The following is a 25258-nucleotide window of genomic DNA, read 5'->3' as shown; positions in this document are numbered from 1 at the left end:
CCCGATTGATCAGAACGCCCAGCGTGCTTGCACCGAAGCCGTCTGGCTCAGGAAACCACGGCGGTTCATGGCGTCGTAGCGGCCAGTGATCTGGGTGCCATTGGCCGCGGTATAGGTCAGGCCCGCCCCGGCACGCTGCGACCACGCCGAAGGTTTGCTGCCCTCGGTCACGAACGCCGCTTGGGGTGCTCCGGCATACGCGGCGGTAATCGCGGCATCGCGGTTGTAGAAATCGTAGCCGGCACCCACATTGGCGGTTACCGCCAGTTGTTCGCTCAGTTCATGGCTGAACAAGCCGTCGATGCCCAGCACCAATGCATCCGTACTACGCGATTTGACATGGAGGTTAAGCCCCCCGGCACCCTTCTCGCGGTAGGACTCATCCTTCACCCACGTGTAATCAAGACGGATCGAGGGCTTGAACGTGGTGCGCTCGCTCAGCTCGAAACGCCGGTCGACGCCCACACCAACATGAGCGGTCTTGCTGTCATAAGAGGACTTGGCATCCACTCCAGCCAGCGCGATGTGGCGCGAGCCGTCGCTGCGCATTCGACCCGCATCAGCCTGAAACAGCAGATCGGTGTCGGCGCTCAAGGCATGGCGGCCATAAGCGATGAGCTGATAGGTGTCGATGTCAGCACGCTGACGCGGCCCGGCGGAGTTGCTCGAAACATCGGTGCTGGCATACGCCAGCGCCACACCCAGATCGGTCTGCGACGACACCGCGGCATCGACCCCCGCGACGAAACCATGCGTGTCGGCGCTGTAGCCCACCGACCCGCCACGGTTATCCTGACGCGAATGCGTGGTGAAAGGCTTCAACCAGACGTGGCGATCCCCCAGAAAGGCGTCGCCCGACGAGAGCCCACGGGTGCTATCCACGCGCGATTGCACCACCGAATTCACGCTGCTCAAGGTGGCGTTTGCGAGGCCCATGGAGTTACTGCTGAGCATTGGCAGGGTCTGCTGCACACTGCTGACCACCTCGCCCGCACTTTCGCTGCTGATGATCGCCTGCAGCGCCTGATTGAGCTCCGCAGACTGAGTGCCGTTGGTCAGCAGATCGTCCCACACCGCAGCAGCGCCCGCGGCACCGGAATAGTGCGAAGACATGGCGGCGCGAATCGTGCTCATGCCCGTATCCCGCACCACCAGATCCACCCCGTTGGCGTGGAACAGCGTAGAGAAGGCGTAACGCAACGAGTTGTCCGTCACGCGCAGACCGTTGTCGGTGACGCCGCCAACGGCAGTGATCACATCCGTGAGTTCGCCGCCGGCGTAGGTGGATTTGAGGTCCACGTTCAAAGTACCGGCCAGGCCGGCCGTGCCGCCCACCGCAAGCGTGCTGTAACTGGCGGCGCTGGCCACGGCGATGTCCATCGAGCCGCTGGCGCTTTGCTCGAAATTGCCCCCCACGCTGCTGGCCACCACCGAGCCCGTGCCGGCGTGGTTGCTCAAGCTCGCGCCCTGTTTCAGGACGAGCTGGCCGGCGTTGCTGAAGTTCGCCAGGTTGCCCAATTGCAGGTTGCCGATCGCCAAGCCACCTGAGCGGTTTTCAACATCTACGGCAGTCCCGCTCGCCACCAGGAATGAAGTGCCTGAGCTGGCAATGGTGCCGCTGTTGATGACGCTGCCGGCGCCGGCAGAGTTGACGCGGATGCCCACACTGCTGGTGTTCAGGGTGCCGCTGTTGATGATGTCCACGACCCCGCTGCTGGACTCGGCCAACAACCCTGTGAGCGCATCGATGCGCCCGGCATTGAGAATGCTGATCTCACCTTGGACGCTGGCTGCGGCCATGCCGGCATCCCAGCCAGCACTGATGACGCCGTTTGAAGTGTTGGTGGTCGTCACGTTGCCGCCACCTGTGGTGAAAGCACTGATGCCGTGGAAATCCGGGCTGGCCTGGGCGAGGTCGGGATCGCGGGTTGCCGTGATGCTGCCGCTGTTGGTGACCGTAACGTCGCCGCTGCTGCCGCTGGCAACCACGGCATCAAAGTGGTCGGCCACCACGGTGCCGCTGTTGGTGATCTGGGCGCCACCATTGGCGGACCAGGCAACCAGGCCCTGGCGAGTGGTCGAACGAACGTTGCCTTGGTTGTCGATCACGGCGGTACCGTGATAGTTGATGGCCCGCGCGCCGGCCTGGTACGCATCCACCGCCCCCAAGTTGGTGATGCTCACAGCCACCGGTGTCAGGCTGCTCGTGCCGCCGTCGGCATACAGGCCTCGGCCAGAGCTGACAGTCACCGAGCCTCGGTTGGTGACTGAAACAGGGCCATTGTTGGAAGTGGCGGTGATGCCGTCGGCACTGGCGCCGAGGCTGAATATGCTGGCTGCGCTGTCCACCACAATGCTATTGCTGGTGCTCGTGTCGTTGCTCTCCGACCGCAACCAGACCGCGCCGAAAGGCCCGGCAGAGGTGAGGCTCACCCCTGAGCCGATCTGCAGATGGGCGTCCCAGCCGGGCTGAGAAGAGTACATGAACACCGCCGGGTAATCGCTGCGGTTCAGCACCGTGCTGCCGTTGATGATCAGGCTTTGCGCGAATGGGCCGTCGGCGGAAGGGGAGCTCAGCACCGAAACCGAATCTGCCGTGGTATCCGTCACCGTCAGCGAAGATGCTCCGCTCCCCCCAAGCATCTGAATATCGTTGGCGGTGCAATGGATTGACGACACATTGCCGGACGTCGTGCAGTTCGGAGCGGCCACGGCTGCGCCACAACTCAGCACGAAAAGGGCTTGAGCGACATGCAGGCTAAGGCGTCGCATCGGGAAAGGGGTGCTGACGGTGCGGTTCATGGGGACATCCTGGCGGTCGTTTCATTCGGCGGGGAGCGAAGCACGCGGATCATGACAAAGGCGAAAAGGCTTGTCATGCATTACGCACGGCAAAGCGCGGCAATGTTCACGCCGCCCCGCCTGTCACCCGGGCAAACCACGCCTGTATCAACCCCGCCCGATAGAAGGGCACCGGCGCATCAAAACCGCCCGCCGCAATCAGCGCCGTGGTCTCGGCCGGCGGAAGTACGGCCACATCCTTTTGATAAGCGGTGCGCATCTGCTCAACGGCCTCAGGTGCGATTCCCGCGCCAGACATCATTCGACACCACACCGCCAACTGATCGTCGTACTCCGCTGAATGGATATCCGCCGACAGATCGGAACTGGCCAGCACGCCGCCCGGCTTCAAGCGCGCGGCGATCTGCCCGAAGAAGTCGATGCGTGCATCACGATCCAGAATGAACTGCGACACCAGAAAGCAGGTGGCCGCATCGAATGGCCGAGTGTCCGTCAGCGAATCCAGAAAGCCTTCGTGAAACGCGCAGCGATGCGCAATCCCCGCCGCTTCGGCCTTGGCCCGGCACACCGCCAGCATTGCGCCAGACGGCTCCACGGCCGTAAACGTCCAATCCGGAAAGCGGCGGGCGAGATGCAGCATTTCCGCCCCGGTGCCCGCTCCAACGCACAGCACCCGCGCATCGGCCGGCAATACGGCAAACACCGACTCCAGCAAGAAATGCAGCCCTTCTCGAATGGGCGCGGTGCGCTCCCACCGCTGGTCATAAACAGCCGCTTGCTGGTCGAAGAGGGTTTTGATTTCGTCGTTTTGCACAAGACACCTTACTGAAATAACGGCCGACGGACGGAGACTCAGGGGGCGATCTGCGCAAGCAATTCGCCGTGGCACATGATGAAGCAGGCATCCGGCTCAGCGCCCCATTGCCGCCATGCGCTGATGATCGCGGCAATGTCGGCATCGCCCAGCCCCTGCTCTTTGGCTTGCCGGGCGAACACCTCACCCGCACACCGATTCGCCTGTCCGTTGCCCCACCAACTGCATGCTTCAGCGTCTGCATAGCTCCAGACGGATGCCGTGATGCGCGCAGACTCCATGCCCGCCGCCTGCGCCCAGGCGCGCAAGCGGCGCCCCGCATCCGGCTCGGCCCCGTTGGCGCGGGCAACCGCACGATGAGTGCGCCGCCATAACTCCAGCCCCGGCAACTCCGGGTACCAGCTCATGCCCGCGTAATCGGCATCACGCGCAGCAACCCACCCACCCGGCTTGCACACCCGCGCCATTTCCCTGAGCGCCGCCACCGGGTCGGTCAGATGCTGCAACACCTGGTGCGCATGCACCACGTCGAACGACGCATCCTCGAACGGCAGCGCCATCACATCCGCCAACTGAAATTCCGTGGCGGCATCACCGCGCGCCGCGGCCTCGGCCCGCGCCACCTGCAACGGTGCCTCGACGTTCTCGATACCCACGACCTTTCCCGGCGCAACGATGCGCGCCAGATCAAGCGTGATCGTGCCCGGCCCACAGCCCACATCCAGCACGCTCATGCCCGCCGACAGATGCTTCAGCAAATACGCCGCAGAGTTCGCCGCCGTGCGCGCGCCATGCGAGGCCAGGGTGCTGACTTCGTGGCCGTGGGTGTAACGGCCGTGACTAGATGAGTTCATGCGTTTTGAAGGGAGCGTTATCAAAAAAGAAAGGCTCGGGATTCAACCCGACCCCGAAAGAAGCCAAGTATGAACCCCAAGCCAAGCAGCAACCACCCTCAACCTCCGCGCAAAGCCAGCACGACATACTTCACGTAGGGCGCAATAAGCAACGCGCATTGCGCCGTATGTACAATCTCCCAAAAAACCAAACGTCATTCTCGAAGGCTCTCATGCCCGACTACCGACGCGCCTGGCACCCCGGCGGCACATGGTTCTTCACCGTCAATGCCCTTCAACGGCACAACAACAACGTGCTCACCCGCCACATCGACATTCTGCGTGAAGAAGTCCGCGCGGTGCGCCAACGCCACCCGTTCATCATCCATGGCTGGGTCGTGCTGCCGGAGCACATGCACTGCATCATCGAACTCCCACCGGGCGACACCGACTTTGCAACCCGCTGGCGGCTCATCAAAGCCGGCTTCTCAAAGCGACTGCCAATCGTCGAGCGCCGCTCAGCCGTGCGCACCGCGCGCGGCGAACGCGGCATTTGGCAACGACGTTTCTGGGAACACCTGATTCGCGACGCAGCAGACTATCAAGCACACATGGATTACCTGCATTTCAACCCGGTCAAGCACGGTCACGTCGAACAGGTCGCTGACTGGCCGTACTCTACGTTTCACAGGCTGGTGAAGAGGGGTGTGTATCCCGCAGATTGGGCCGGCAGCAGAGAAGCCGACACGTTGGAAAAGCTGGATTGACGCCTGAGCACCACCCACCCCGTAGGGCGCAATAAGCAACGCGCATTGCGCCGCATGGGCAGCATCACCGTTCGCGCCAACACTTCATCCGGCGCAATGCCCTGCGGTTATTGCGCCCTACGCGGGCTAGACCTTGTTGTTGTGAGTAAGAAATCAGTGACTCTGACCCCATTGATCCCTAACGTAGAAGTGAGCGGCCAGCGCCGCTTTTCGCGCAGATCCGCTCGACTGCCGGGTTATGCCTCGCGGAAAACACGGGCCGTCTCATCAATTGCAGCTCTTGCAATTGCCGGATAAGAGAGAACGTCGATTTCTCTCGCAAGATGATGGGGCATCCGACTTAGCGCAAGTGACTGCTGTGCATCGGCTGCCTCTTGCCAATATTTGTCGTTTCCATGCTCAGGCAATATGGCGGCTACAGCGAACTTTCCAGCCTCTCCATCGACATTAAGATAGTGGGTGACCTTCGAAAACTCGAAAAGCTTTTTGTCACGAGTGGCAATCCAGCAATCTTGGGGTACTCCGTCGAGCCCTTTGGTTTGCGCCACATTGGCAAAGTTGATGAGCGTTAGATCGCAGGCGCCATTAAATGCCACTGCCATCGCCTCATCGTAGGTATGAACGGCCTTGTTATCTTTCGTCTTAAGGAAGTTTGCGCGAAGCAGCCTTCTCAGCCGAATTGTCTCTATAGCGGCGGAAGGCGGTTCAGCGAAACAGTATTTGGCGATTTCAATTTCCTTGACGCTCAACATATCGAGGTCGTCACTAAGTCGACGGAGAAACTCTTTGAACTTTTGGATTGGTTTCCCGGAAAAACTCTTGTCGATAACGTTCAAGTAAAGAAGGGCGGCGAACGGGATTGCTAGAAATGCTTGAGCGACCGGATCGAGATCAAGATAGCCGTAGTCGCTATCTTTCCCAACAAAAGTCGTATGAATGCAATTGGGGGTATCAGTAAAGGACGGCAAGTGCTTAGCGCAGAATGCCTCGAAGTTCCAGCGGGATTTTTCGGCAAGCGCGGGAGGCATTTCGTCAAAGGCCCTTCCTGGCGATAAACAAATACTCTTGGGGGGGCAGCGGCCAAGGAGGTCAACGAGATTGTGCAGGCCATACTGCTTGAGTAGCGAATTCTTATTTCCACCCTTCACGACTCGCTCCATCGAAATCAGGACATTCGTATCAAGAACCAATGTCGTCTCGATACCGAGAGATGCATTAACTGCGACGAGAACCGGATTGAGAACTGGTTCTGCATCCTCTGAGCGGCTCGGTCGGAAGAAGTAAGTTCTTGGGTTAAGTTCAGCCACGGAAGTGGGGGTCAGTGCGATGGTTAAGGGGCATAACGCCTGAATTAAGCCGCGCCACGAAGTGGCGTCGGCTTGAATGAATTGTTAGGTGCTAAAGCCGTAGAACGCGCAGATTGCTGCGGCAAGAATATTGCCCGCGGCGGCTTTCGTTACTTCCCATGCGGTCGTTCCGGCCTTACCCATCATTGACCCAACCCAACCGCTCACCTTTGGTCCCCACTGGCGCTTAGTCAGCTCCGCAGAGGAGGAGTCACTCTCTATTGCGCTCTCCAAATCCGATAAGTCTGCTTGCTGCACGCCAACGTTGCGGAGCTCCCGCAGCAACGATTGGACATCGCCTCTGTTGACTGAATTCGTGATGTCGCGGATTGACCCGCTGCCAACTACGATCGTTGCGTTGTCGCCGAAAACCGCATTTCTGAAAATGTCATTCGCCCCAACGCTTTCTGCTTTGTTGCGCACATCTTTCTCCGGGGTGTCTGCCGGGATCTTGTCAGATATCTTTAGGCAGAACTCTAGGAGGCGCGAACGAACCTCCGTTAAGATGCCCTGGCCGGCGCCGATCCCGAATCTTCCCCATGCCTGTTGAACGTAGTATGTGTCGGAGAGAGGCTTGGATAGCAGCCCCATAGCCTCAGACGGGATTGTGACCGCGATATTGTCTTTCTGAGCCCAATCTTCGATTGCGGATACGCTATCCGTTACCCGATTCGTTGTCAGCTTTTCACGAATATCTGGGTCAAGATGGTGGGTAGGAAGCGTCTGGTTGTTGTAGTGATAGTAGCCATTGGTTACGTGGCCAACGAGTGTCAGATGAAGGACGCGGTAGGGCGGCACTTCCGCGCCATTCGGATAGCCCCGAAGCTCATGCTCAACCCAGCGGCCGAGTTGTTCGTCTCCAAGACGATGTGCAAGTATCTGCGCCTTGATTAGTGCAGATTTCAGACTCGCGTTGTCGTCACCGAGTAGGTCAATCAGGTCCTCGAGTAACTTCATCTTGGCACCTAACGTGTTCTAGACAGCAGCGCTGCTGCGTATGCGGGACAGCTGACAAATAAAACCAGCGACTCGTCATGCTCATTTGTCATTGTATTACCGACTTCCCCGCTATGCTTTTATTATGAACAATACATACACAGCGGCCAAAGCCACCACGCCGTTCGACAACGCAGCGACTCACCCACCCCGCTTGCTCGACCAGCTTCGCGAACGCATCCGCTGAAAGCACTACAGCATAAGAACCGAGCAAGCTTATGTCCATTGGGCACGTTCGTTTATTCGTCACCATGGGCTTCAGTCCGCGTAGGGTTCAATAAGCAACGCGTATGGCGCCGCATGTTCCGGCTGGATATTGGCATGTCGACCCACACGCCACAACAAGCAATCGTCATGAATCTAACAAAAAAGCCGCGGCAACCTCACCAATTTGAGATTGCCGCGGCCTTCGGCCTCGCAATGACGACGAGGCGCGTTACGCGCTTTGGGTGCAGAGGATTACAACAACGGCGCCAACCACCGCTGCGCTTCCTGCCCGGTCATGCCCGTGCGCGCCGCCCAGTCATCCAGTTGATCCCCGGCGATCTTCGGCACGGCGAAGTAGTGGCTTTCCGGGTGGGCGAAGTAGAAGCCCGACACGGCTGCGGTGGGCAGCATGGCAAAGCTCTCAGTCAGCGTCATGCCGGCGTTGTGGGGAGCGTCGAGCAGTTTGAAGAGGTCGCCTTTGACGGTGTGGTCCGGGCAGGCGGGGTAGCCGGGCGCGGGGCGGATGCCGCGGTAGGCTTCCTTGATGAGGTCTTCGTTGGGCAGAGCTTCGTCGGGGACGTAGGCCCAATGCTCTTTGCGCACGCGCTCGTGCAGCCATTCGGCGCAGGCTTCGGCGAGGCGGTCGGCGATGGCCTTGAGCATGATGGCGTGGTAGTCGTCGTGCTCGGCTTCAAACTTTTCCAGATGCGGTTCGATACCGATGCCGCCGGTGCAGGCGAAGGCGCCGATGTAATCAGGCACGCCGGAATCTTTATCGGCGATGAAGTCGGACAGGCACCAGTGCGGTTTGCCTTCCGGGCGCTCGTGCTGCTGGCGCAGGCCGTGCCAGGTCATCAGCGGTTTGTCGCGCGCTTCGGTCTCGTAGATTTCGATGTCATCAAAGCCCACGGTGTTGGCGGGGAAGAGGCCGAATACGGCGCGGGCCTGCAGCCATTTGCCCTGCACGATCTGGTCGAGCATGGCTTGGCCGTCTTTGAGCACGTTGCGTGCGGTTTCGCCGACGATCTCGTCGTCGAGAATCTTGGGGTAGCTGCCGGCGAGATCCCAGGTCTGGAAGAACGGCGCCCAGTCGATGTAATCGACCAGCGCTTCGAGCGGCACGTCGATGGACTGGATGCCAAGTTGCGCGGGCTTGGGCGGCACGTAGCCCTCGACGCTGTTCCAGCGGTAGCGGTTGGCGCGGGCGGCTTCGAGCTTGACGAGCGCGAGGCCTTTTTTGTTGGCGTGCTGCTCGCGGATTTTCTCGTAGTCAGCGGCAAGCTCGGCCTTGTAGGCGGCGCTCTGCCCTTGCGACAACAAGGTGGTGACGACGCCGACGGCGCGTGATGCATCCGGCACATACACCACGGCGTTGTCGTAGTGCGGAGCGATCTTGATGGCGGTGTGGGCGCGGCTGGTGGTGGCGCCGCCGATGAGCAGCGGCAGGTCGAAGCCTTGGCGCTTCATCTCGGCCGCGACGTGGCTCATTTCTTCCAGCGACGGGGTGATGAGGCCGGACAGGCCGATGGCCTGGGCGCCGTGCTCTTTGGCTGCGGACAGAATCTTTTCGCACGGCACCATCACGCCGAGGTCGATGACCTCATAGCCGTTGCAGCCCAGCACCACGCCGACAATGTTCTTGCCGATGTCGTGCACGTCGCCCTTCACCGTGGCCATGATGATGCGGCCCTTGCTGGTGGAGCCGGTGCGCAGCTTTTCGGCCTCGATGTAGGGGATGAGGTGGGCCACAGCCGTCTTCATGACGCGAGCGGATTTCACCACCTGCGGCAGGAACATCTTGCCCGCGCCGAAGAGGTCACCGACCACGCCCATGCCGTCCATCAGCGGGCCTTCGATGACCGCCAGCGGCGGCTTGCCTTCGGCTTCCAGGCGGGCGCGCACTTCTTCGGTGTCGCCCACGACGAATTCGGTAATGCCTTTGACCAGCGCGTGGCTGAGACGCTGCTCCACCGGCCATTCGCGCCACGCCAGATCGGGGCCGGATTCCTTGGCCTTGCCCTTCACGGACTGGGCCATTTCCACCAGATCATCACCCGCGCCGGGGCGGCGGTTGAGCACCACGTCTTCGACCACTTCGCGCAGCGCGGGGTCGAGGTCGTCATACACGCCGAGCATGCCGGCGTTGACGATGCCCATGGTCATGCCGGCCCGGACGGCGTGATACAGAAACACGGTGTGGATGGCCTCGCGCACGGGCTCGTTGCCGCGGAAGCTGAACGACACGTTGGACACGCCGCCGCTGGTCTTGGCGTACGGCAGGTTGGTGTGAATCCACTCCACGGCCTGGATGAAATCCACGGCGTAGTTGTCGTGCTCTTCGATGCCGGTGGCAATGGCGAAGATGTTGGCGTCGAAGATGATGTCTTCGGGCGGGAAGCCCGCCCCACCCTCTTCAACAGGCGCGACCAGCAGCTTGTAAGCGCGCTCGCAGATTTCGGTCTTGCGCGCGAACGTGTCGGCCTGGCCTTTCTCGTCGAAGGCCATGACGATGGCGGCCGCGCCGTACTGACGGCACAGGCGCGCCTGGCGCAGGAACTCGTCCACGCCCTCTTTCATCGAGATGGAGTTGACGATGCCCTTGCCCTGGATGCATTTCAGGCCGGCCTCGATCACGTCCCACTTGGACGAATCGATCATGATCGGCACGCGCGAGATGTCGGGCTCAGTGGCGATGAGCTTGAGGAAACGCTCCATGGCCGCCATGGAGTCCAGCATGGCCTCGTCCATGTTGATGTCGATGACCTGCGCACCGTTCTCCACCTGCTGGCGGGCCACGGCCAGCGCATCGTCGAAACGGCCTTCCAGAATCATGCGCGCGAAGGCACGCGAGCCGGTGACGTTGGTGCGCTCACCCACGTTGACGTACAGGGTGTCCGGCCCGACGTTGAACGGCTCCAGGCCTGACAGGCGCAGCTTCTTCTCGATTTCCGGCACGCGGCGCGGCGTAACACCTGCCACGGCATCCGCCACCGCCTGGATGTGCGCGGGCGTGGTGCCACAGCACCCGCCGACGATGTTCAACAGGCCGGCACGCGCCCATTCGCCGATGGCTTCGGCCAGCTCTTCGGGCGTTTCGTCGTAGCCGGTGGGCGCCAGCGGATTGGGCAGGCCGGCGTTGGGATGGGCCGACACGTAGGTGTCGCAGATGTTGGAAAGCTCTTCGACATACTGACGCAGCTCTTTGGCGCCCAGCGCGCAGTTGAGGCCCATGGAAATCGGCCGCGCGTGCGACAGCGAGTTCCAGAACGCTTCGGCGGTCTGGCCCGACAGCGTGCGGCCGGAGGCATCCGTGATGGTGCCGGAGATCATCACCGGCAGGCGCTGCCCGAGGTCGGCGAAAAGCTTTTCCACCGCGAAGATGGCGACCTTGGCATTGAGGGTGTCGAACACCGTCTCGATGAGGATGATGTCGGCCCCGCCCTCGACCAGCGCCTTGGCCGAATCGTAGTAATCGTCGAGCAGCGCTTCGAAACTGATGTTGCGGAAGCCGGGGTCGTTCACGTCCGGGGAGATCGACAGCGTGCGCGAGGTGGGGCCCAGCACGGCGGCCACGAAGCGCGGCTTGGCGGGGTCTTTGGCGGTGTATTCGTCGGCGATTTCGCGCGCCAGACGCGTGCCTTCGAAGTTGATTTCCCAGGCGAGGTCTTCCAGACCGTATTCGGCCTGCGACACGCGCGTGCCGTTGAAGGTGTTGGTCTCGATGATGTCAGCGCCGGCATCGAGGTAGCCGCGGTGGATTTCGGTGATGACTTCGGGGCGCGTGATGACCAGCAGGTCGTTGTTGCCCTTGAGGTCGCGCGGGTGCGCCATGAAGCGGTCGGTGACGCCCTCGCCGCGGTACTGCCGCTCGGTGAGCTTGTATTGCTGAATCATCGTGCCCGTGCCGCCATCGAGCACGAGAATGCGTTCAGCCATCAAGGCGCGGAGTTCTTCGGTACGGTCGGGTTGCATGCGTCTTCTTACCTGCGGCGGGTGATAGGCCGGAAGGCGCGCTGCAAAAGCAAACGGCGCGACAAATCCGGCAGGGGATTTGCGAGCGCCGTTGTTCGGTTGCCGAGCCTGGCCCGGCGACGTGGTTTCGTCAGCGGCGGGTCGCAGCGCTCCTCAGCAAGCCGCGCAGTTTACCGGGTGCTGCGCCTTCATGCAAAACAAGCGCTTACCCGCCATGCCGCAGCCGCTCACCAACCATAATGTCCGCGCCAACCGAACCGCGGTGAGCCGTAGCCGTAATAACTGAACGGATACGGCCGGTAGCCGTATCCGTAGCCCAGGCCGTAGTGAAATCCGGGGCCGAACCAGCCGAAATCGCCGGGGTCGTTGTAATACTCGTAGGTGTAGCTGGTGCGGTCGACCTTGCCGTCGATGAAATGCACGTTGAAGTACGTGGCCATGATGCCCGGATAGGGGTTAGGCACGTTCCAGTCCCAAACCTCTTCCTTCATGCGTTCGAAGCGCTGGATGCTGCGCTCGGTGCCGAGCGTGCGCTGCACCTCTTCCACCGTCATGCCCACTTTCACGCGGCCATGGTTGCGCGATTCGAGCGCGTCGTACTGCTCGACGATGCGGCCGTTGGCATCCACGGTGTACATCCAGCAGGTTTCGCCGCGCGGCTGGGTCGCGTATTCGAGCGTACGGGTGCCGTCGTCGTTCTTCCAGATGCGCGTGGGCTGACCGCGCTTGGTGAGCAGATCGTTTTCGTAGTCAAAGCGGGTCTGAAAGCTCGCGCAGCCACCCAGTACGACGGCCGCCAGCAACAGGATGAGCCAGGGAAACAGTCTTGTTTTCATGATGTACCTCGCAATTCCGAAGCGGCCGGCAGGTGCACCCCGCCGGGCCCTTACGGCGACAATCTGGCGCGTGACCAGTTGCCGTCTTCGCCCAGCGACCACGCGAAGCGGTCATGCAGACGGGACGAGCGACCCTGCCAGAATTCCCAGTAGTCCGGCACCAGCCGGTAGCCACCCCAATGCGGCGGGCGCGGCGGCTTGAGGCCGAACTTCAATCCGTACTCGGCCGCACGCGCCACGATGACGCCGCGGTCGGCAATCGCCTCGCTCTGGTTCGAGGCCCAGGCGCCGATGCGATGCGTAAGCGGGCGGCTCTCGAAGTAGGCATCGGACTCTTCTGCCGACACTTTCTCCACTCTGCCTTCGATGCGCACGACGCGCTCCAGTTCAACCCAGTGAAACTGCAGTGCGGCAAACGGGTTGGCTTCGAGCTCACGGCCCTTGCGGCTGTTGTAGTTGGTGTACCAGACCACGCCGCGGCGGTCGAAGCCCTTGATCAGCACGATGCGCGACGACGGGCGGCCGTCGGGCCCGACGGTGGCCACCGTCATGGCGTTGGGCTCGGGCAAGCCTTTTTCCATGGCCTCGGCGAACCACTCTTCGAAGTGGACGAAGGGGTCGTCACGCACTTCATGGTCTTCGAGCTGACCCAGCTCGTAGCTCTTGCGCAGGTCGGACAGCGGGGGTTGGGACATGGTGCACTCCAGACAGGTAGCGCCGTGGACAGGCAAGCGCGCACGGCGTTTCAATCACAGAATGATAAGCCAGCCGGCTTGCCCCCGCCGCCACGAACGGGAAGAATCGCGTCTTCACTGCGGGAAACTCCGGCCGATCTGCGTATCGGCCGCCCGTTGGCGGCGTGACTGCCAAACCCACCGCTTCGGCGGACTGTAAGCCCCGGCGCATCCCGCACCGGGGCGGCTGACCGGCCGCGTGGCCGGTCTTGAATTCGGGAGCTTCAAATGTCCATTCGATCTGCCTCGCGCAGAGGTTTCATGCTGTCCGCCATCGCGCTGGCCACCCTCAGCGTATTCGGCGCCGCGCCCGCCTTCGCGCAGAAGGCCCCGGCCAAACTGATCATCACCGCCATTCCCGACGACGGCGACGCCGACCGCATGCGCGAGAACTTCGGCGCGCTGGCAAAGTACCTGGGCGAAGCGGTGGGCATTCCCGTCGAGTACATGCACGTCGAAAACTACGCCGCCAGCGTGACCGCACTGGCCACTGGCCGCGCGCACATCGCCTGGCTGGGCGCGGTCACCACGGCGCAGGCGCGCATGCAGATGCGTGACGGCATCACCATTCTGGGCTGCCGCGACATCGACAAGGGCTTCGTCAGCTATTTCATCGCCAACCCCTCTACCGGCCTGAACAAGGTGTCGAACCTCGGCGAACTGGCCAAGGCCGCCTCTGGCAAGGGCTGGAGCTTCACATTCGGCAGCAAGAGCAGCACATCGGGCCACCTGATGCCGCGCAGCTACTTCCAGGATCAATCCGGCACCACGCCCGAGAAGGTGTTCCGCACCGTGGCGTATTCGGGCAGCCACGACGTGACCATGCGCATGGTGGCCGACGGCACGCACCAGGTCGGCGCACTCAACTACGCGTCGTGGGACAAGGCCGCGGACGACCTCAAGGCCAAGGCGCCTATCGTGTATGTGACGCCGGAATACACCAACTACGCGCTGACCGCCCGTGCCGACCTCGGCCCGGAGCTGCTCGGCAAGCTGCGCACCGCCCTGCTGGCACTCGACGCCAAAGACCCGAACGGCGCCAAGGTGCTCGGCTACCTGAAGGCCGGCAAATTCATCGAGGCCGATATCTCCGAATGGCAGGGCTATGTCGATCTGCTGCAGTCGGGCATCGACATCGGCGGCTGATCGCACCGGCAAGCTGCTTGGCTCTCGTAGGGCGAATTCGCGAAGCGTACTCCGCCGTATGTGCCCTCAATGCGGCGCAATGCCCTTCGGTTATTGCGCCCTACGAGACATCACCTTCAGGACACGTCGCATGACAAGCCCACTCCCCGTCCGCCTCGCGGACGCATCCGTAGCCTATGCCGGCCGCACCGTGCTGGACGGCATAACGCTGGACGTGGCGCCGGGCGAGCGCGTGGCCGTCATCGGCCCGTCGGGTGCCGGCAAGACCACGCTGTTCCGACTCATCGCCGGGTTGGTCAAACCGGCGACCGGCGAAGTGCACACGCTGGGCCGCGACACCCGCCACCTGAGCGGCGGCACGCTGGCCGGACTGCGCCGCGAGTTAGGCTTTCTGCAGCAACAGGACAACCTCATCCCGCAACTGCGCGTGGTGCACAACGTGCTGATGGGTCGGCTGGGCCACTGGTGGCTGCCGCGCGCGCTGCTGTCGCTGCTGTGGCCGCAGCAGATCGATCTCGCCCGCGCCGCGCTGGCACGCGTGGAGCTGGCCGACCGGCTGTGGTCGCTGCCCGATGAGTTGTCCGGCGGGCAGCAACAACGCGTGGCCGTGGCACGGCTGATGGTGCAGCAACCCCGGCTGGTGCTGGCCGACGAGCCGGTGAGCGCACTCGACCTGCGCCTGGGGCGCGAGATCATCGGCCTGCTGTGCGGGCTCGCCACGCAGGAAGGTGTGACGCTGGTCGTCAACCTGCACACACTGGACTTGCTGCAGGGCAATTTCGACCGCGTGGTGGCGCTGCGCAACGGGCAACTCTTCTGGCAAGGGCGCCCCGAAGCGCTCACGCAGGATCTGCTGCGCGAGCTGTACGGCGCCGAATACCGCGCGCTGCATCTCGACGAAATGAGCCTGCCGGCATGAGCGCACTGGCGCTGCCGGGCGCGCACACACGGCAACGCCCGTGGAGCCATTTCGTGGCGCTGTTGGCCGTGTTGCTGGCCGTGGGCGCGTCGTTCGTCGCCACCGAATGGGACTTCGCCGCGCTGACCGACCCTGAGCGTCGTGCCGCCGCGGCCGGGCGCATCGGCGCGTGGCTGACGGCGCTGGCTGCGCCCGACCTCTCTTCCGAATTTCTCGCCCGTGCGTGGGAATTGACGCTGCAGACGCTGGCCGCCGCCACCTTCGGCACCGCGCTGGCGGTGGTGCTGGCCGTGCCGTTGGCGATGGGCGCGAGCCGCGCCGTGTGCGTGGGCGAAGAGCGCGCCCGCGGCGCGTGGCGCCACGTTCCGCTGCGCTCGCCGGCGGCCTTGCTGTGCGCGCTGTGCCGGCTGATTCAGGACGTGCTGCGCGCGGTGCCGGACTTCGTGTGGGCCATCATTCTGGTGGCGATGATCGGCCTCGGGCCCACCACGGGAGCGCTGGCGCTGGCACTCAACATCACCGGCATTCTCGCCAAGGTGTACAGCGAGCTGTGGGACAGCGTGCCCGAAGAGCGCTACGCGCAGGTGCGCGGGCTGGGCGGCGGGCGCATCGCCACCTTTCTGTACGGCATACGCCCGCTGGCCTCGCGCAACGTGCTGTCGTTCACGTTGATGCGCGCCGAGTGCGCCATCCGCAACGCGGCGGTGATCGGCGCGGTGGGCGGTGGCGGGCTGGGTGCCGAGATCTGGTATCAGATCCGCTTCGGCGCGTGGGACAAGGTGGGCACGCTGATTCTGTTCACCCTGCTGCTCACACTCACGGCGGATCTGGCCAGCAACTACATTCGCCGCCAACTGCGCGGCGACCCCAACCGCGCCGCGCCGGCCGCCTCGTGCCTGGTGGCCGGGGTGGTGGAGAACACGTCGCCAGTGCGCGCACCCAACGCGCCGTGGTGGGCGGCGGGCTTTGTCTCGGCAGTTGTGGCGTGGTCGGTGTGGTTCATGGGCTGGGGCAATCGCGACGCCGACGGTGCCGCGCGCAACCACCTTGCACCGTTGGCCGAACTATTCACCGGCGAGGCGTGGGAGCGGCTGGCCTTTTTCCAGCGCTTGCTGTCACCGCAGCTCGACGCGGAATTCGTGCTGCGCGTAGCGGAATCCGCGCTGATCCCGCTGGCCATCGCGGTGGTCGGCACGGTACTGGGCACGGCCGGAGCAATCGCCATCAACCGCGCGCACTCGGCGAGCTTCCAATGGCATGCGCCGCGCTTCAGCGGCGAAACGCCGGGGCCGCTGCGCCGGCTGTGGCGCAGCACCGAGCTGGTGCTGGCACGCGGCACGGCGATGGTGTCGCGCGGCGTGCCGGAGGTGATGTGGGCATTTCTGTTCATCGCCTTTTTCGGGCCGGGGCTGGTGGCCGGCACGCTGGCCATCGCGGTGCATACTTTGGGCGTGCTGGCGCGCGTGTTTGGCGAGACGGTGGACAACCTGCCGCTGTCGCGCTTCGAGGCCGTGGGCGGCGCCTCGCGCACGGTGACGTGGGGCGCCGTGGCCGTGCCGGTGGCCTGGCGCGACTGGATGACCTACACCTTCTTCCAGTTCGAGAGCAACGTGCGCGCGGCAGTGGTGCTGGGGCTGATCGGCGTGGGCGGGCTGGGCTTCCAGTTCAGCTTCAACTTCGAGTGGTTCCGCTTCGAACGGGCAGGCACCTACCTGATTGCGATGATCGCACTGACCGTACTGATCGACCGCGCGTCACGCCTGCTGAAGCTGTCGCGGGTGGCGCGCTGAGCAACACCCGGGCCATGACGGGCGGGAGCGTACATCACACATCCAGAATGCACTGATATACTCATGGCCCTCACGGAGCCTGCCCGAATGAAGCACCTGACCCCCAAGGAAGCCCACGCCTTTCTCGCCGCCAACCCCGAGGCGCTGCTGATCGATGTACGCAGCGAGATCGAGTTTCTGTTTGTCGGCCACCCCAAGGGCGCCATTCATGTCTCATGGAACGACGGGCCGGACTGGGACATCAACCCGCACTTCGTGGGCGAGGTGAAAAAGCTGGCGGGTCACGGCGGCGAGCGGCCGGTAGTCTTGATCTGCCGCAGTGGCAGCCGCTCGGTGGTTGCCGGCGAAGCACTCGTTAAAGCCGGCTTCAAGAGCGTGTACAACGTGCTGCACGGTTTCGAGGGCGAGCTTGACGAGCAGCACCACCGCGGCACGGTGAATGGCTGGCGCCATGACGGATTGCCCTGGGAACAGTGCTGACGGGCTAGCGCGGCTGCACTGCGTGCAACCGCAAACACCGTCACCGCCACATTCGCCGTCGCCTTAACGCGTTCGGGCCATCCACACCACGAAGCACAGCAAACCCACCGCAACGAACACGCTGGCGCCCGCCCCGAGCGTCAGCGGCGACGCCCACAGCAAGGGCGCAGCCACTCCGGCCGTCACCGCATTCAAGCCGACCTGGGTGAAGCTCTGGCAACTCGACGCCAGGCCACGCCGCGCCGGGAACATGTCGAGCACCAGCAAACTCAGGCTGGGCATCGCCAGCGCCATGCCGAAGGTGTACAACCCCACCGGCAACACCGACCACGGCAACGACGGCGCAAAGAATGCAGCGTGCGCGACGTTGAACGACACCGCCGCAATCATCACCACGAAGCCCACCCCGATGGTGCGCCGCCAGCTCCAGTGCCCGGCAATACGCCCCGAAAGCCACGCACCACCGATCATGCCGATCACCGAGGGCACGAACAGCCAGCCGAACGCGCCCGGCCCAAGACCGAGGTGCTCCATGACGAACACCGGCGCCGACAGCACGTACACGAAGAAACCGTTGAAATTGAAGGCCAGCGCCCCCGCCAGCAGCAGGAAGGCGCCGCTGCCGAGCACGCTGGCATAGCCGCGCGCGAGGCTCGCCGGCTGCATCGATTGGCGCGCCTCGGGCTGCAGCGTCTCGGGCAGATAACGCCAGCTGCACCACGCGAGCACACCGGCGAAGGCCGCCAGAAACAGGAAGATTGAGCGCCAGCCGGCCAACAGCAGCAACACGCCGCCGACCATCGGCGCCACCGCCGGGGCGATGCCGAAGATCATCATCACGCGCGACATCAGGCGCTGCGCCGTCGCGCCGTCATATAGATCACGAATCACCGCACGCCCCACCACCATGCCGGCACCGGCGCTCATGCCTTGCAGCGCACGCCCGACCCACAGCCATTCGATGGAAGTCGCCAGCGCACACAGCAACGAGGCCGCGCCGAACAGCGTGGTGGAGATGATGATGACGCGCCGGCGGCCGAAGGCATCGGACAGCGCGCCGTGCCACAAGGCCATCACCGCGAAAGTGACCATGTAGGCGGTGAGCGTCTGCTGGACTTCGAGCTGGGTTGCGCCCAGCGCGTCGCCCATCTCGTGAAAGGCCGGGAGATAGGTATCGATCGAGAACGGGCCGATGGCGGCCAGCGCGGCAAGCAGCGCGGCCAGACCTGCGGGAGAGAGCGTCATGCAGATTCCGGAGTGATGCGCGGTCGGAAAAGACCGCGCAAGGGGGACAGCATAACGACCCCTCCGGGCCGGCGATAGTTTCGCTTACTGCCGCGCGTCGAGCGTGCGCCGATAGTGCACCGCTTCGGCGATGTGGGCAGGCGCCACTTCGGAAGCGCCGGCCAGATCGGCGATGCTGCGCGCCACCTTGAGCACACGGTGATAGCCACGCGCCGAAAGGCCAAGGCGCTCGACCGCGCGCGCCAGCAACTCTCGCCCGGCCGCGTCGGGTGTGCAGTGAGCGTCGACGCCCGGCGGCGCCAGATCGGCATTGGCGCAGCCCTGGCGCGCAATCTGACGCTCGCGCGCGGCGGCCACGCGTGCCGCCACCTCGGCCGAGGATTCGCCCGGGGTTTGCGTGGCCAGCTCACTCGGGTCGAGCGCCGGCACCTCGATGACCACATCCATGCGATCGAGCAGCGGGCCGGACAGCTTGCCCATGTAGCGCGCCACCTGCTCGGGCGTGCAGCGGCAGCGCCCGCCGGGCGAGCCACGCAGGCCGCAGGGGCACGGGTTCATCGCCGCCACCAACTGGAAGCGCGCCGGGAACTCGGCACGCCGCAGCGCGCGCGAAACGGTGATGGCACCGGTTTCCAGCGGCTCGCGCAGCGCTTCGAGCACGCGGCGGTCGAACTCGGGCAACTCGTCCAGAAACAACACGCCGTGGTGGGCCAGGCTGATTTCGCCGGGACGCGGCACCGTGCCCCCACCCACCAGCGCCGGCACGGATGCCGAGTGATGCGGGGCGCGGAACGGACGCTGGCGCCAACGCGCGGCATCGAAGCTGCCTTCGATGGACTGCACGGCGGCGGTCGCCACCGCCTGCGCCTCGTCCAGAGGCGGCAGCAGGCCGGGCAGGCGCTGCGCCAGCATGGATTTGCCGGTACCCGGCGGGCCGAACAGCAACATCGAATGCCCGCCAGCCGCCGCCACCTCCAGCGCACGGCGTGCGCGCAACTGCCCTTTGACATCGGCCAGATCGGGCACCGTCATGGGTTTGAGCTCGGTGGTGCGCACATGCGGCGCCAGCGTGGTGTGGCCGTTCAGATGCGCGCATACCGACAGCAGATCGCTTGCCGCCAGCACGCGCACACCGCTGGCCAGCGCAGCCTCATCGGCATTGTCGGCCGGCAACACCAGCGTGCGCCCATCCACGGAGGCCGCGAGCGCAATCGCCAGCGCGCCGCGCACCGGGCGCAGGCTGCCGTTGAGCGACAGCTCGCCAACGAACTCGTACTCATACAGCGCCGCCGCATCCACCTGCCCCGACGCCGCCAGAATGCCCAGCGCAATCGGCAGATCGAACAGGCCGCCCTCTTTCGGCAGATCCGCCGGCGCCAGATTGACGGTGATGCGCCGCTGCGGGAATTCGAACTGCGAAACCGTCAGCGCCGCACGCACGCGGTCACGCGCCTCGCGCACCTCGGCGTCGGGCAAACCCACCAGATTGAAGGCCGGCAGCCCGTTGGCCAGATGCACTTCCACCGTAACCGATGGCGCCTGCAGGCCGGACAAAGCGCGCGTTTTCAACAGAGCCAGTGACATGCAAGCCTCCTTTCAATGACGAAGGCATTGTACGGCCACACATAAATGACAAAGAACTTTTACGGGAGTGTGCTCCACGCTGCGGCCAGAGCGCCTCTCGGTTACGCAGCGGCAAGTGGAGCATGCTCCTCGCTACAACCGGCGTCACACCACAGTGCGACCCCAGAAAGACGCACCAGGGCAGCTTCTCGTTGACTTGCCAAACAAGGTAAGTAACTATTTACTTTAATTCACACAAGACCTGCAAAAGGCGCTCGCACCCTGATATCCAGTCAAGGAGACATCGATGAAACCGCAGCTCAACCATTACACCGTCAAGGCTCTGCTCGGCAGTTTCGCTCTGGCCGCCCTCATGCACTCAGGCAGCGCCGTGGCGCAGGTGACCATGAAGTTCCACCATGATTTACCGGAAGACAGCGCCCAGCACCTTGCCGCCGAGAAATTCAAGGATGCGGTGGAGACGCGCAGCCAAGGCGCGATCACGGTACGAATATTCCCGAACAACGCGCTTGGCGATGACGTCGAGGCGACACAACAGATGCAGTTCGGCGCGCTGGAGTCGGCCATCATCCCGACCGCCAAGCTGTCGAACTTCGTGCCGGCAATGCAGATCGTGGATCTACCGTTCCTCTTTCCCAGCCCCGCGGTGGCCCACAAGGTGCTCGACGGCAAGGCAGGTGACCAATTGCTGGCCACGCTGGATCGCGTCGGACTCAAAGGCGTGACGTTCTGGGAGAGCGGCTTCAAGCAGTTCTCGTGCGACCGGGCGGTGAATGGGCCGGATGACTTCAAGGGCCGCAAGGTGCGAGTGATGCAAAGCCCGATCATCATGGAGCAGTTCCGCGCACTGGGTGCGAACCCGGTGCCGATCGCCTTTGGCGAGACGTACAACGCGCTGCAGCAGCGCGTTGTCGATTGCCAGGAGAACCCGCTGGTGTCGATCACCAAGATGCGCTTCTACGAGGTTCAGTCGGATGTCATCGTAAGCAACCACGCGTATCTGGCCTATGCCTTTCTGTTCAGCAAGCGCTGGTTCGAAGCGCAGAAGCCGGAGCACCAGAAGCTGCTGACCGAAGCGGCGAAGGAGATGACCGCCTTCCAGCGCGAAGAGACCGAGCGCCGCGAGGCTGGCTACCTCGAGACTATCAAGGCCAGCGGCACCCGCGTAAGCACCTTGGACAAGGCACAGCTCGAAGCCTTCAGCAAAGCCACGGCACCGGTGCATGACAAGTTCGCCAAGCAGATCGGCACCGATCTCATGACCGCATTCCAACAGGCGGTCGCGGCCGAACGCTGATCATCCGCGGGGGCGCAACCTGCGGCCCCGCACCTCACTGCTTCCCTTCCGGAGTACTCCAATGCGGAAACTCGACCTTTTTGTGTCGCGTTCCGAGGAGGTGCTGATCGGCATGCTGATTCTGGCCGCCTCGGTGATCCTCTTCGCCAACGTCGTCGCACGTTACGTATTCAATGCCGGCTTCCCGTGGGCCGAGGAGCTGGTGCGTTACCAGATCGTGTGGATGGTGTTCCTGGGCGCCAGCGTGGCGGCACGCCAAGGCATCCACATCGGCGTCGATCTGCTGATCAAATCGACGCCGCCCGCCATCGCGCGCGTCATCGAACTGCTGGTGCATGCCATTGCCATCGTGTTCTGCGGTTTTCTGGTGTTTTACGGCGCAGAACTGATCATGCAGACCCGCGCATTCGGGCAGGTCAGCCCGGCCATGCAGCTTCCGATGTGGCTGGTGCAATTGGCCATTCCGGTGGGTGCCGCGCTGATGGCCGTGCGCTTCACGCAGCAGTTCTTCCGCACCGCGCTGGGCCGTGGCACCAACACGGCCCACCTCGAACAGATCGGGTGAAACCATGGTCACGACTTTTATGATTCTGCTGGCGGTACTGCTGATTCTCGGCGCGCCGATATTCATTGCGCTGTCTGGTTCGGTAATGGCCGCGATGGGCAGCGGCAGCCATGTTCCGCTGGCCATCGTCATCGAACGCCTGTTCGCCGGGCTGGACAAATTTTCGCTGATGGCCATCCCCTTCTTCATCCTCACCGGCAGTCTGATGAGCGTGGGCGGACTGTCGCAACGCATCGTGCATTTCGCCAATCTGTTGGTCGGGCGCTTCACCGGCGGGCTGAGCATCACGGCGGTGTCATCGAGCATGTTCTTCGGCGCGATCTCGGGCTCCAGCCCAGCCACCGTGGTGGCAGTCGGCGGCCTGCTGTATCCGGCCATGCGCCGCGACGGGTATTCGAGCCCGTTCTCGATCGGCGTGATCATCGCCTCGGGCTCGCTCGGCATCATCATCCCGCCGTCGATCGTGATGATCGTCTATGCCGCTGTCACCGGAGTTTCGGTGGGTGCACTGTTCATGGCGGGCATCGGCGCCGGGCTGCTCTACGCCGCCTGTTTTTTGCCGTATTGCGTTTGGCGTGCCAGGCGCGACGGCGTGAAGCCCATGACGCCGCCCACGCTGCACCAATTGTGGGTGGGTCTGAAAGATGCCTCCTGGGGTCTGGGCGTTCCGGTGGTGGTGCTGGGCGGCATCTATGGCGGGGTCTTCACGCCAACCGAAGCCGCGGCCGTTTCTGTGGTGTACGCGCTGCTGGTATCGGTGCTGGTATATCGCGAGAAAACCCTTGGCGAGTTGTTCCGCACCATGGTGGATTCAGCCACCACCACGGCGCAGGTGATGATCATCCTGGCAGCGGCATCGGTGCTGGCGTGGTTCCTGACCAGCAACGGCCTGGCGGTCGCGGTGGCAAATGCAGTGCTGTCGCTGTCGGACAACCCGTATCACATCTTCCTGCTGATCAACGTCACCGTGCTGATCGTCGGCATGTTCCTCGATGCCGCCTCGATCATGGTCATTCTGGCGCCGCTCTTCTACACCATCGGCATCCAGGTGGGCATCGATCCGGTGCACCTCGGTGCGGTACTCACGGTGAACGGCGCCATCGGCATGTTCACGCCGCCGTTCGGCCTGAACCTGTTCGTAGCCAGCTCGCTTGGCGGCGTGACCTACACGCAGGCGGTGCGAGGCTCCTTGCCGTTCATCGGCATCGCGATTCTGGCATTGCTCCTGCTTACGTATGTGCCGGCAATCAGCATGTGGCTGCCAAACGCTGTGTATGGCAGCTGAGCCACCGAACATGGACACGAGGAACAGCATGGATTCCGCTATTGAATGCCAAAGCCCTTCGCGGGGCGCTCTCGCCCGCTCACGCGACGGCATCGCTACCAGTCCCCACACACTGGCCACTGAGGCCGGCATCGGTGTTCTGCGGGCGGGTGGCAATGCCATCGAGGCGGCCATCGCAATGGGCGCCTGCCTGACGGTGACGTACCCGCACTTCACCGGTCTTGGCGGCGATGCCTTCATGATCATTGCGGACGCTTCAGGGCGGGTGCGCACGCTGTCGGGCATCGGCCAGGCGGCGGCGAAACCGCCCGCGTACGAGGGCGCCATTCCGGTGCGTGGCGCGGGCTCGATGCTCACCACGGCGGCCACGGTGGATACCTGGGGCAAGGCCCACGCGCTATCGCAGGCCGACTGCGGCGGGCGCATGGGCTGGGCGGATCTTCTGCAGCCTGCCATTCGCTTGGCACGCGAGGGCTTTGCGATGACGCCTTCTCAGCGCTTCTGGCTGGAGTTTCGCGCCGAGGAGATGGCCAGCATGCCGGGCGTGGCAAACCGCTTCATGCCGCACGGTAAAGCGCCCGAGACCGGCCGCCACATCCGTCAGGCGGAGCTCGCAGCCTCGCTGGAATCGATCGCGACCCACGGCCATCGCGATTTCTACGAAGGGCGATTGGCCGAGCGCATCGCCGCAGGGCTGGCGGCCGCCGGCTCGCCGCTGACGGCCGCCGACCTGGCGGCCACTGCAGCACGTATCGAAGAGCCGCTGCGCGTCGCCTACCGCGGCGGTGAGCTGATCGCGCATCAACCACCCACGCAGGGCATGACCACGCTGGAGATCATGGGCATTCTCGAGCGCTTCGATCTGGCCGCCGTGCCCGAGGGCAGTGCGGACCACTATCACCTGCTGGTGGAGGCGGTGAAGCTCGCCTTCATCGACCGCAACCGCCATCTGGCCGACCCGGATTTCGTGCCAGTGCCGGCGCAACAATTGCTCTCGGCCGAGCATCTGGATGCCTGCGCGGCATCGCTCGACCCCCTCCGCGCGCGCGCCTGGCCGCATGCCTTCCGCCACGGCGACACGGTGTTTCTCGCGGCGGCGGATCGCTTCGGCAACGCGGTGTCGATGTTGCAGACGGTGTATTACGACTGGGGCAGCGGCGTGGAAGTGGGTGACACCGGCATGCTGTGGCACAACCGTGGTGCGGCCTTCAGTCTGGAGGCAGGTCATCCAAACGTGCTGGCGCCGGGCAAGCGGCCGTTCCATACGCTCAACCCCGGCATGTACCTGAAAGAGGGCAAGCCGCGACTGCTGTACGGCACCCAGGGGGCAGATGGCCAGCCGCAGACGCTGGCTGCCATTCTGACGCGCCTGATCGACTACGGGCTGGACCCGCTCAGCGCGTTGGCGCGACCGCGCTTTCTGCTGGGACGCACCTTCTCGGACAGCCGAGACACCCTCAAGCTCGAAGAGGACGCCAGCACGGCGGTCTTTGACGAACTCGCCCGGCGTGGCCACGAGATCAGCCCGTTGCCGGCGCAAAGCCCGCTTGCCGGTCATCCGGGTGCAATCACCATCGGTGCCGACGGCTTTCTCGGCGCACACGACCCGCGCAGCGACGGCATCGCATTGGCGCTGTAAG

General features: G+C 63.8%; 19 protein-coding genes and 1 riboswitch. Of the genes, 9 read left to right on the top strand and 10 right to left on the bottom strand.

The window, feature by feature from the left end; genetic code table 11:
• Positions 1-9 precede the first annotated feature (9 nt).
• From AC6H0W_RS03860 to AC6H0W_RS03850, 3 genes are all read right to left on the bottom strand, one after another.
• Positions 10-2802, bottom strand: coding sequence for an autotransporter family protein (locus tag AC6H0W_RS03860; protein WP_497575800.1), 2793 nt, complete (start codon positions 2800-2802; stop codon positions 10-12).
• Positions 2803-2908: 106 nt separating this feature from the next.
• A complete protein-coding gene (locus AC6H0W_RS03855) occupies positions 2909-3616 on the bottom strand; it encodes a class I SAM-dependent methyltransferase (protein WP_497575799.1) in 708 nt (235 codons plus the stop codon).
• A 38-nt stretch (positions 3617-3654) separates the two neighbouring features.
• On the bottom strand, positions 3655-4470 hold the full coding sequence (locus AC6H0W_RS03850) for a methyltransferase domain-containing protein (RefSeq protein WP_497575798.1): 816 nt from the start codon (positions 4468-4470) through the stop codon (positions 3655-3657).
• Here AC6H0W_RS03850 and AC6H0W_RS03845 point away from each other — a divergent pair.
• The gene (locus AC6H0W_RS03845) at positions 4461-5216 is read left to right on the top strand and encodes an REP-associated tyrosine transposase (protein WP_497575797.1); all 756 of its coding nucleotides are present in this window, start codon (positions 4461-4463) and stop codon (positions 5214-5216) included. The two genes, AC6H0W_RS03850 and AC6H0W_RS03845, sit on opposite strands and share 10 nt — an antisense overlap.
• Positions 5217-5452: 236 nt before the next feature.
• On the opposite strand, the gene AC6H0W_RS03840 is transcribed toward AC6H0W_RS03845, so the two are convergent.
• The 5 genes from AC6H0W_RS03840 to pdxH form a co-directional block, all read right to left on the bottom strand.
• Positions 5453-6523: a hypothetical protein gene (locus AC6H0W_RS03840; protein ID WP_497575796.1), complete on the bottom strand. Its 1071-nt coding sequence runs from the start codon at positions 6521-6523 to the stop codon at positions 5453-5455.
• A gap of 84 nt (positions 6524-6607) precedes the next feature.
• Positions 6608-7519 carry an AbiTii domain-containing protein gene (locus AC6H0W_RS03835; RefSeq protein WP_497575795.1) on the bottom strand — a complete coding sequence of 304 codons (912 nt, stop codon included), beginning with the start codon at positions 7517-7519 and terminating at the stop codon, positions 6608-6610.
• A gap of 498 nt (positions 7520-8017) precedes the next feature.
• Positions 8018-11737 (bottom strand): methionine synthase, encoded by a 3720-nt coding sequence (gene metH / locus AC6H0W_RS03830; RefSeq protein WP_497575794.1) that lies wholly within the window; start codon positions 11735-11737, stop codon positions 8018-8020.
• A gap of 76 nt (positions 11738-11813) precedes the next feature.
• A riboswitch (S-adenosyl-L-homocysteine riboswitch) is annotated at positions 11814-11898 on the bottom strand.
• A gap of 66 nt (positions 11899-11964) precedes the next feature.
• Positions 11965-12573 carry a hypothetical protein gene (locus tag AC6H0W_RS03825; RefSeq protein ID WP_497575793.1) on the bottom strand — a complete coding sequence of 203 codons (609 nt, stop codon included), beginning with the start codon at positions 12571-12573 and terminating at the stop codon, positions 11965-11967.
• Between the two features lie 50 nt (positions 12574-12623).
• Positions 12624-13268: a pyridoxamine 5'-phosphate oxidase gene (gene pdxH / locus AC6H0W_RS03820; RefSeq protein ID WP_497575792.1), complete on the bottom strand. Its 645-nt coding sequence runs from the start codon at positions 13266-13268 to the stop codon at positions 12624-12626.
• Between the two features lie 267 nt (positions 13269-13535).
• Here pdxH and phnD point away from each other — a divergent pair, with 267 nt between their 5' ends.
• The 4 genes from phnD (at position 13536) to AC6H0W_RS03800 (ending at position 17642) form a co-directional block, all read left to right on the top strand.
• Positions 13536-14453: a phosphate/phosphite/phosphonate ABC transporter substrate-binding protein gene (phnD, locus tag AC6H0W_RS03815; RefSeq protein ID WP_497575791.1), complete on the top strand. Its 918-nt coding sequence runs from the start codon at positions 13536-13538 to the stop codon at positions 14451-14453.
• Positions 14454-14583: 130 nt separating this feature from the next.
• On the top strand, positions 14584-15372 hold the full coding sequence (locus AC6H0W_RS03810) for a phosphonate ABC transporter ATP-binding protein (protein WP_497575790.1): 789 nt from the start codon (positions 14584-14586) through the stop codon (positions 15370-15372).
• Positions 15369-17162, top strand: coding sequence for a PhnE/PtxC family ABC transporter permease (locus tag AC6H0W_RS03805; RefSeq protein ID WP_497575789.1), 1794 nt, complete (start codon positions 15369-15371; stop codon positions 17160-17162). Before AC6H0W_RS03810 ends, AC6H0W_RS03805 begins: the two co-directional genes overlap by 4 nt.
• A gap of 87 nt (positions 17163-17249) precedes the next feature.
• Positions 17250-17642, top strand: coding sequence for a rhodanese-like domain-containing protein (locus AC6H0W_RS03800; RefSeq protein WP_497575788.1), 393 nt, complete (start codon positions 17250-17252; stop codon positions 17640-17642).
• 63 nt (positions 17643-17705) lie between these two features.
• On the opposite strand, the gene AC6H0W_RS03795 is transcribed toward AC6H0W_RS03800, so the two are convergent.
• Together AC6H0W_RS03795 and AC6H0W_RS03790 are read right to left on the bottom strand one after the other, a co-directional pair.
• Positions 17706-18887 carry a multidrug effflux MFS transporter gene (locus AC6H0W_RS03795; RefSeq protein ID WP_497575787.1) on the bottom strand — a complete coding sequence of 394 codons (1182 nt, stop codon included), beginning with the start codon at positions 18885-18887 and terminating at the stop codon, positions 17706-17708.
• Between the two features lie 84 nt (positions 18888-18971).
• On the bottom strand, positions 18972-20471 hold the full coding sequence (locus AC6H0W_RS03790; protein ID WP_497575786.1) for a YifB family Mg chelatase-like AAA ATPase: 1500 nt from the start codon (positions 20469-20471) through the stop codon (positions 18972-18974).
• Between the two features lie 286 nt (positions 20472-20757).
• Between AC6H0W_RS03790 and AC6H0W_RS03785 the strand changes: the two genes are divergently transcribed.
• The 4 genes from AC6H0W_RS03785 (at position 20758) to ggt (ending at position 25257) form a co-directional block, all read left to right on the top strand.
• Positions 20758-21768 carry a TRAP transporter substrate-binding protein gene (locus AC6H0W_RS03785; protein ID WP_497575785.1) on the top strand — a complete coding sequence of 337 codons (1011 nt, stop codon included), beginning with the start codon at positions 20758-20760 and terminating at the stop codon, positions 21766-21768.
• A gap of 61 nt (positions 21769-21829) precedes the next feature.
• Complete coding sequence (locus AC6H0W_RS03780; RefSeq protein WP_497575784.1) at positions 21830-22333, top strand: TRAP transporter small permease; 504 nt, start codon at positions 21830-21832, stop codon at positions 22331-22333.
• 4 nt (positions 22334-22337) lie between these two features.
• Positions 22338-23618 (top strand): TRAP transporter large permease, encoded by a 1281-nt coding sequence (locus AC6H0W_RS03775; protein WP_497575783.1) that lies wholly within the window; start codon positions 22338-22340, stop codon positions 23616-23618.
• A gap of 28 nt (positions 23619-23646) precedes the next feature.
• Entirely contained in the window at positions 23647-25257 is a 1611-nt protein-coding gene (ggt, locus tag AC6H0W_RS03770; protein ID WP_497575782.1) for a gamma-glutamyltransferase, read from the top strand.
• Position 25258 lies beyond the last annotated feature (1 nt).

The organism is Pseudazoarcus sp. NS20 (assembly GCF_059703745.1).
This window is presented reverse-complemented; position numbering and strand designations above follow the sequence as displayed.

What these genes read in the sequence shown, in the direction of transcription:
- AC6H0W_RS03860 (WP_497575800.1), bottom strand. Translation starts at nt 2,802, where the DNA reads ATGAACCGCACCGTCAGCACCCCTTTCCCGATGCGACGCCTTAGCCTG.
- AC6H0W_RS03845 (WP_497575797.1), top strand. Translation starts at nt 4,461, where the DNA reads ATGAGTTCATGCGTTTTGAAGGGAGCGTTATCAAAAAAGAAAGGCTCG.
- AC6H0W_RS03850 (WP_497575798.1), bottom strand. Translation starts at nt 4,470, where the DNA reads ATGAACTCATCTAGTCACGGCCGTTACACCCACGGCCACGAAGTCAGC.
- AC6H0W_RS03835 (WP_497575795.1), bottom strand. Translation starts at nt 7,519, where the DNA reads ATGAAGTTACTCGAGGACCTGATTGACCTACTCGGTGACGACAACGCG.
- metH (WP_497575794.1), bottom strand. Translation starts at nt 11,737, where the DNA reads ATGCAACCCGACCGTACCGAAGAACTCCGCGCCTTGATGGCTGAACGC.
- AC6H0W_RS03825 (WP_497575793.1), bottom strand. Translation starts at nt 12,573, where the DNA reads ATGAAAACAAGACTGTTTCCCTGGCTCATCCTGTTGCTGGCGGCCGTC.
- pdxH (WP_497575792.1), bottom strand. Translation starts at nt 13,268, where the DNA reads ATGTCCCAACCCCCGCTGTCCGACCTGCGCAAGAGCTACGAGCTGGGT.
- phnD (WP_497575791.1), top strand. Translation starts at nt 13,536, where the DNA reads ATGTCCATTCGATCTGCCTCGCGCAGAGGTTTCATGCTGTCCGCCATC.
- AC6H0W_RS03810 (WP_497575790.1), top strand. Translation starts at nt 14,584, where the DNA reads ATGACAAGCCCACTCCCCGTCCGCCTCGCGGACGCATCCGTAGCCTAT.
- AC6H0W_RS03805 (WP_497575789.1), top strand. Translation starts at nt 15,369, where the DNA reads ATGAGCGCACTGGCGCTGCCGGGCGCGCACACACGGCAACGCCCGTGG.
- AC6H0W_RS03800 (WP_497575788.1), top strand. Translation starts at nt 17,250, where the DNA reads ATGAAGCACCTGACCCCCAAGGAAGCCCACGCCTTTCTCGCCGCCAAC.
- AC6H0W_RS03795 (WP_497575787.1), bottom strand. Translation starts at nt 18,887, where the DNA reads ATGACGCTCTCTCCCGCAGGTCTGGCCGCGCTGCTTGCCGCGCTGGCC.
- AC6H0W_RS03790 (WP_497575786.1), bottom strand. Translation starts at nt 20,471, where the DNA reads ATGTCACTGGCTCTGTTGAAAACGCGCGCTTTGTCCGGCCTGCAGGCG.
- AC6H0W_RS03785 (WP_497575785.1), top strand. Translation starts at nt 20,758, where the DNA reads ATGAAACCGCAGCTCAACCATTACACCGTCAAGGCTCTGCTCGGCAGT.
- AC6H0W_RS03780 (WP_497575784.1), top strand. Translation starts at nt 21,830, where the DNA reads ATGCGGAAACTCGACCTTTTTGTGTCGCGTTCCGAGGAGGTGCTGATC.
- AC6H0W_RS03775 (WP_497575783.1), top strand. Translation starts at nt 22,338, where the DNA reads ATGGTCACGACTTTTATGATTCTGCTGGCGGTACTGCTGATTCTCGGC.
- ggt (WP_497575782.1), top strand. Translation starts at nt 23,647, where the DNA reads ATGGATTCCGCTATTGAATGCCAAAGCCCTTCGCGGGGCGCTCTCGCC.